The following is a 6,138-nucleotide window of genomic DNA, read 5'->3' as shown; positions in this document are numbered from 1 at the left end:
GGCGGGGCGGTTTTGGTGGCATGCACGCATGATGCGTTATCCACGATTCGTTTACAACAACTTTCTACGCTGTACGCTCAGGCTGAATAGTCACATTTTTCGATCGGATTCCTTCATGAAATTTCACAAAAACATCTCCACAAGTTAAATCGATGCGACCGGATTTTTGATTTTTTCAATATGTGTCTGCATCGCAAAACTCATCATGATCGGCATCGTCCAAGAGTAACTACACCTTGGGACAGAAAATGGCATCAGTCCCCACTCTTCCGTAGCGCGGCTCAGTGTCCGTCAAGCCAAATGGTTGGGAAACAACCGCGCCGAAAACGCGATCCGCCCCTTCGTCATCGGCCGTAAGGCATGGCTGTTCAGCGACACGGTGGCTGGCGCGAACGCCAGCGCCGTCATCTACTCGCTGCTCGAGACGACCAGGGCGAACGGGGTCGAGCCTTATACGTAACTGCGGCGCGTGCTGCGCGACCTGCCTGTCGCGAAAACCGTGGCTCACGTCGAGGCACTGTTGCCGTGGAACGTGAAGGATTTGCATAGCCTGAATTTAACCAGCGATCTGCCATCCTGAATAGGCTGGGGTTCGTGGAGCGCTTACTTTAGTCTGGCGAGCGCGGCCCATGTGGGCAGCGACTGATGGCGGAGGCCGGCGGCCAAGCCGCCATGGAAGTGACCATGGAAGTGGCGGCCCTTTTGACGGCGATCTAGGGTGAAATGAGCCGGCAGGCCCTTCAAAGCACGTTAATGCTCAGAAATGCGGAACACTTCCGGAAACCCTATCTGTTGCCAACCATTGCAGCAGGGTACCTGGAAATGACCGTACCGGCGCAAGCTACCAGCCGCCTGCAGCGCTATCGGATAACCGATAAAGGACGGAGCTGACTAGACTCAGCTCAGCAGCCAAATAAATAAATAGCGCTGCCATTACGGTTGTTTGGTCCGCCTGGAATGGAGCCGGCATGGATCGCACCGACCACATCCAGCTTGGCAACGCCTATCACGCCAACTTCAGTTCGCATTCGGTTGTCCGCCGCTTGGCGATTCATCGCGTCCAAGCCATGCCGCCGCGCCCGCCCCTGACTGCGTGCGCTGCCGAACGGATCGGATTGCGTATCCCCGGCACAATCGTCGTGTTAGCTACATACGCGAACCGATACGCGCCATACGCACCGCCAAATTTAATCGCCCACTTTCGCCCCGGAGAGAAAGCGGACGCCTTCACCATTGATACAGAAGCATCGGAGAATCAACTTGAGCACATTGACAGCGTCATCCTTAGAAGAACTGGGTACCCAATTGCGCTTGCGCCGCGCCGAGGTACAGAGCCACATCCACACCCGCCTGCATGGTTCGGAGCAGTCCGAGGCGGCCGCGGCTGACGCCGAGGCCACCGACGGCGACGCCGGCAAGCTTGATCCCACCGACATGGCGCTGCTGGACCATGAATTGATGGCCCTGCGCGACATCGACGGCGCGCTGGAGCGTTTGGACGCCGGCCTTGCCGGCGTGTGCGCCGAATGCGCCGGCACGGTGCCGCTGGCGCGCCTGCTAGCCAACCCGACCGCGCAAACCTGCATTCCCTGCCAGGAAAAAATCGAACACAGCCAAAGCGCCGTGCCCAGCGCGATGAACTGAGCCAGAGCTTTACGCCATTCCCCCGCAACCAACAACAAGGAACACCATGTCACTGAACCACGTTATCGTCTGGCTCGACCAGGCCGAAGCCCACATCATCTATTTCAACCGCGACACGGCTGAATCGGAAACCATCAAAACCGCCTCGAACCAGCACCACAAGGCCGGTGTCGAAGTCAGCACCCAGGCCGCCGACCAGTCGCCGTACTTGAACGAGATCACCACCGCCATCGCGGAGGCGCCGGCCATTTTGATCGTCGGCCCCGGCATCGAAAAAATGCTGTTCATCAAGCACTTGAATAAAAACCACGCCGAGATCGCCGACAAGGTGGTCGGCGTGGAATCGGTCGACCATCCGAGCGACGCCCAACTGCTCGCCTACGCGCGCAAGTACTTCGTCAAAGAAAACCTGAGCTGATCCCGGCGGCGCGCGCCAGCCCGCAGCGGGCCGCCGCTTCGCCACCAACGGCCAGTCCGGCCATCGACAAGCCCGCGTTCGCTACGCGGGCTTTTTTTGCGTTGCGCGCCACGCTACCACTGCGAATACGGATGCTTGATCAGGCTGGAGTTGAAGTAGCGCGCGTCGTCGGTGACCTCGGCGCCGATCCAGTCCGGCCTGGCGAAGGCCTGCTTCTCCGACTCCAGTTCAATCTCGGCCACCACCAGCCCGGCGTTGGCGCCGAGGAATTCGTCGACTTCCCAGACCATGCCGCCGAACGTGATGCGGCGCCGGTATTTTTCCACCAGCGGCCGCTCGCACAGACCGTCGAGCAACTGCTCGGCGTCAGCCAGCGGTATCGGATATTCCCACTCGCCGCGGCTGGCGCCGACGCTGATGCCCTTGATCGTCAGCATCGCGGCGCCGCCCTCGATGCGCACCCGCACCACGCGCTCGCGCTGCGACGACAGATAGCCCTGGCGCAACAGGACCGGCTGGCCCAGTGCGCGCCAGCCGTCGCCGCGCAACAGGAATTTACGTTCGATTTCGACACCCATATCAATCCAGCGACAACAAAATCGGCTGCAGGATCGCCGCGCCCAGGGTCGAGCTGCGCGCGCCGTTCCAGCCGACGTGCGCGTCGGGCAGGTCGGCGTTGTCCTTGAACGGCATCTCCAGCGTCAACGCCAGGCACTGGAAATGGTGGCCGATGTATTTCGACGCCAGCGTCAGCATGTCTTCCTTGTACTTGCTGGCGGCGTAGCCGTATTTGTCCTGGAAATCCGGGCTGGCCTGCTTGTAGCGCTCGATAAAGGCTTTCTGGAAGGCCGCCTGTTCGGGTGTGAAGTTGCTCAGCATCTCGTTGCCGGCCACGAAGTTGTACGGCAGCGCCTCGTCGCCGTGAATATCGAAGAACATGTCGCAACCGACTTCGTGTATCTTGTTTTTCACGCACAGCACTTCCGGGCTGCGCTCCGGCGTCGGCGTCATCCATTCGCGGTTCAGGTTGGCGCCGGCGGCGTTGGTGCGCAGGTTGCCGCGCACCGAGCCGTCCGGGTTCATGTTCGGAACGATGTAGAACACGGCCCGTTGCAGCAGCTTGCGGGCGATCGGGTTGGCGTCGTCCAGTAGCGAATCGATCAAGCCTTCGATGAACCACTCGGCCATCGTCTCGCCCGGATGCTGGCGGGCGATGAACCAGATTTTTTTCTGCGCCTGCGGGTTGCCGATGACGACCAGGTTCATGTCGCGCCCGTCGACGCTGCTGCCCAGGTCGTGTACGCGTGCCAGCGGGTTTTCCGCCACCTCGCCCAGCAGGCGCAGGTGGCGCTCCCACGAGTACGGCTCGAAATACGCGTAGTAGACGCTGTCGAGTTCGGGCGTGTGCAGCACCGTCATCACTTGGCCGTCAAAGGTGGTCGGTACGCGGAACCAGTTTTCGGTGTCGTAGCTGGCTACCACCTGGTAGTGCTCGTAGCCGCGCGCATAGGTGGCCTGGCCGGCGTTCAGGAAGCGCATCGTGCAGGCCTGGTCGCGCGCGCCCTGCAGGCGGAAGTGGAACCACTGGCGGATGTCGGCGTGCGAATCCTGGCGCAGGTTCAGGTCTATCGCGTTCGCGCTGTCGGCGCGCACCACCTCGATGGCGCCCGAGTCGAAGTTCTGGCTGATTTTAATGGTCATGTGGCGATCCGTAAAAAAAGTAAGTGCCCCGATGGCACCATGGTAGGGCGCCGCCGTTGCTGCGATAAATCATCGTGCCACTATTTTCCGCGCTTTATTGTCTTTTTCAAAGCGTTACGTCATGCGCGGGCGTGGTCGCGGGCTGATCTGGCGCAAGCCGGCGCTCCACCCCCCTATTATTCTTCCTTTTCGTTGCCGTTCCACTCTCAGGCAAGGCCGCCCCCGCCGAACGGCCAACACCTCTGAGCCAGCGCGGAAACAACGCGCATCCGGTCAGGGAGGTGACCGGCCCATGCCGAGGCCGTAGCGGCCAGTTTGCCCGCGAAGGCGCGACCACGCTTAAGCCTGCGCCGGCGCCTCTTTGTACAGGCCGGCAAAGCGCAGGCCGAAGTACAGGATGAAGGTATAGCAGGCGGCCGGCACCAGGAAGGACATCTGCAAACCAACCTTATCCGCCAGGAATCCTTGCGCGAACGGCACGATGGCGCCGCCGACGATGGCCATGCACAAGACGCCCGAACCCTGGCCGGTGAACGCCCCCAGCTTGTTCAGCGCCATGCTGAAGATGGTCGGGAACATGATCGAGTTGAACAGGCCAACCGCGATCAGCGACCACATCGCCACCCCGCCGCGAGCGAAGATGGCGGTGAAGATCAACGCGATCACGCAGGCCGAGTTGACCGCCAGCGCCTTGCCCGGGCTCACATAGCGCATCACGGCGAAACCGACAAAGCGGCCCACCATCGCGCCACCCCAGTAGTAGCTGACGAAATGCGCGGCGTCGGCCGGGCTCAGGCCGGCGACCTTGCCTTCGCCGAGGAAGTTAATCAGGAAGCTGCCGATGCTGACCTCGCCACCGACGTAGAGGAAAATGGCGACGGCGCCCAACACCAGGTGGCGGTGAGCCCAGATCGAGCTGCCGGCATGCGCGACGTCGGCGGCATCGTCGGTGTGCGAAATCTTCGGCAGCTTGGCCAGTGCGAACAGCACGGCCAGCAGCGCCAGCGCCGCCGCCAGCGCCAGATACGGCCCCTGCACCGCGGCCGCCTCCGTGGCGCGGTAAGCAATTTTGTCGGCGGCGGGCAAGAGGTCGAATTCGGCGGCGGTCAGGAGGCCGGCCGACAGGATCAGGATGCCGCCCAGGGTAGGCGCGACCGTGGTGCCGAGCGAGTTGAAGGCCTGCGTCAAGGTCAGGCGGCTCGACGCCGTTTGCGGATCGCCCAGTTCGGTGACGTAGGGATTGGCGGCGACCTGCAAGACCGTGATACCGGAGGCAAGCACGAAAAACGCCAGCAGGAACAGGGCATAACCGTTGTTGGAGGCCGGATAGAACAGCGCGCAGCCGGCGGCGGCGATCAGCAAGCCGGCGACCACGCCGTTTTGGTAGCCGATTTTCTTGATGAGCATGCCAGCCGGCAGCGAGACGATGAAATACGCGCCGAAGAAACAAAACTGCACCAGCATCGCCTGTACATAGCTGAGCGTGTACACCGACTTCAGATGCGGAATCAGTACGTCGTTCAATGACGTCAGCAAGCCCCACATGAAGAACAGAACCGTCACGATGATCAGCGGTACCGTGTTGTTGTGTGTGCCTGGCTGCGCGCGCGGCGAGCCCGTTCTTGGCGATACGTGTTCCATACTATTCCTTCGTGTGTGAATCGTAAATAGGGTGCTGGCTTGGGCGCCGGGGAAAGCGGCGAAAAGCGAAAATCAAAGGGGGACCCGCATGACAATCTGACCAAGACGGAGCTCTTTGGTTTGCAACGGCGTCCCGCGCGCGGCGAAGCGGCATAGTGCGGGCGGTCGATGATAGCGCTATCGCGCGCGCGCCGCCGGCATTATGCCCGAAACGCGGCCATTGCGCCTAGCGACACTCGCCGCGTCCTGGCGAATAGCAGAAATAAGATTTTTGTATAGCTCGTCGAGTTTCGCTGATACTTTTGCGATGAAAAATATTTCTTCGACAGGCAGATCGGCTGAGTTATACGATATTCGAATGCTCGACATTCTAGAATGAAAGTATACTTATAACTTGGAATAAGGGATACTGGCATTGCGTTGCAGCAATACCTCAAGTGCGACGCGCCCTTTCACTTAGGAGAACGCCATGTCCGCCACCACCATCACCTTCATCAACGCCCCTGCCTTCGCTCCCGCATCGGGCGCCTTCCTGGTCGACGCCGCCGCCGCCGTGCGCTCGTTCTTTGCCCGTGCCAAAGCCGCCTTGGCGCAATCCGCTGAATCCCGCGAACGCGCTTACGAGGAAGCTTATTTGTCCGAATCAGTCGACCGTTACGACCTGGAATTCCGCATGCGTGAACTGGCCCGCGCCAATCCGCAGCCATACTGGATGACCGGCCTGGGCCGCTAAG

8 protein-coding genes and 1 pseudogene are annotated in these 6,138 nt (G+C 61.0%); 5 read left to right on the top strand and 4 right to left on the bottom strand.

What is annotated here, in order from left to right; genetic code table 11:
- Positions 1-304: 304 nt before the first annotated feature.
- Both ACFDR9_RS09120 and ACFDR9_RS09115 read left to right on the top strand, forming a co-directional pair.
- Positions 305-580, top strand: a pseudogene (locus tag ACFDR9_RS09120) (transposase domain-containing protein); the annotation flags it as partial.
- Positions 581-723: 143 nt separating this feature from the next.
- Complete coding sequence (locus ACFDR9_RS09115; RefSeq protein ID WP_409030812.1) at positions 724-891, top strand: Fic family protein; 168 nt, start codon at positions 724-726, stop codon at positions 889-891.
- 11 nt (positions 892-902) lie between these two features.
- Here ACFDR9_RS09115 and ACFDR9_RS09110 read toward each other — a convergent pair whose 3' ends face one another.
- Positions 903-1,064 carry a hypothetical protein gene (locus tag ACFDR9_RS09110; RefSeq protein ID WP_409030811.1) on the bottom strand — a complete coding sequence of 54 codons (162 nt, stop codon included), beginning with the start codon at positions 1,062-1,064 and terminating at the stop codon, positions 903-905.
- 196 nt (positions 1,065-1,260) lie between these two features.
- On the opposite strand from ACFDR9_RS09110, the gene ACFDR9_RS09105 reads away from it, so the two are divergent.
- Entirely contained in the window at positions 1,261-1,644 is a 384-nt protein-coding gene (locus tag ACFDR9_RS09105; RefSeq protein ID WP_157406393.1) for a TraR/DksA family transcriptional regulator, read from the top strand.
- Between the two features lie 46 nt (positions 1,645-1,690).
- Entirely contained in the window at positions 1,691-2,062 is a 372-nt protein-coding gene (locus tag ACFDR9_RS09100) for a translational machinery protein (RefSeq protein WP_409030810.1), read from the top strand.
- A gap of 113 nt (positions 2,063-2,175) precedes the next feature.
- Here ACFDR9_RS09100 and ACFDR9_RS09095 read toward each other — a convergent pair whose 3' ends face one another.
- The 3 genes from ACFDR9_RS09095 to ACFDR9_RS09085 form a co-directional block, all read right to left on the bottom strand.
- Positions 2,176-2,640, bottom strand: a complete 465-nt coding sequence (locus ACFDR9_RS09095) for a CYTH domain-containing protein (protein ID WP_017874559.1) — start codon at positions 2,638-2,640, stop codon at positions 2,176-2,178.
- Position 2,641: 1 nt separating this feature from the next.
- Entirely contained in the window at positions 2,642-3,763 is a 1,122-nt protein-coding gene (locus tag ACFDR9_RS09090; RefSeq protein ID WP_409030809.1) for a M14-type cytosolic carboxypeptidase, read from the bottom strand.
- 339 nt (positions 3,764-4,102) lie between these two features.
- A complete protein-coding gene (locus ACFDR9_RS09085) occupies positions 4,103-5,404 on the bottom strand; it encodes a sugar MFS transporter (RefSeq protein ID WP_409030808.1) in 1,302 nt (433 codons plus the stop codon).
- A 469-nt stretch (positions 5,405-5,873) separates the two neighbouring features.
- Between ACFDR9_RS09085 and ACFDR9_RS09080 the strand changes: the two genes are divergently transcribed.
- The gene (locus ACFDR9_RS09080) at positions 5,874-6,137 is read left to right on the top strand and encodes a DUF3563 family protein (RefSeq protein WP_409030807.1); all 264 of its coding nucleotides are present in this window, start codon (positions 5,874-5,876) and stop codon (positions 6,135-6,137) included.
- Position 6,138: the final 1 nt, after the last annotated feature.

The organism is Janthinobacterium sp. CG_23.3, assembly GCF_046115965.1.
In the GTDB taxonomy this organism is placed as follows: domain Bacteria; phylum Pseudomonadota; class Gammaproteobacteria; order Burkholderiales; family Burkholderiaceae_D; genus Janthinobacterium.
Note: the sequence above shows the minus strand (reverse complement) of the source record. Positions and strands in the feature narration are given on the sequence as shown.

Coding starts and splice junctions, on each gene's coding strand:
- ACFDR9_RS09085 (WP_409030808.1), bottom strand. CDS start 5,404: ATGGAACACGTATCGCCAAGAACGGGCTCGCCGCGCGCGCAGCCAGGC.
- ACFDR9_RS09115 (WP_409030812.1), top strand. CDS start 724: ATGAGCCGGCAGGCCCTTCAAAGCACGTTAATGCTCAGAAATGCGGAA.
- ACFDR9_RS09080 (WP_409030807.1), top strand. CDS start 5,874: ATGTCCGCCACCACCATCACCTTCATCAACGCCCCTGCCTTCGCTCCC.
- ACFDR9_RS09095 (WP_017874559.1), bottom strand. CDS start 2,640: ATGGGTGTCGAAATCGAACGTAAATTCCTGTTGCGCGGCGACGGCTGG.
- ACFDR9_RS09100 (WP_409030810.1), top strand. CDS start 1,691: ATGTCACTGAACCACGTTATCGTCTGGCTCGACCAGGCCGAAGCCCAC.
- ACFDR9_RS09090 (WP_409030809.1), bottom strand. CDS start 3,763: ATGACCATTAAAATCAGCCAGAACTTCGACTCGGGCGCCATCGAGGTG.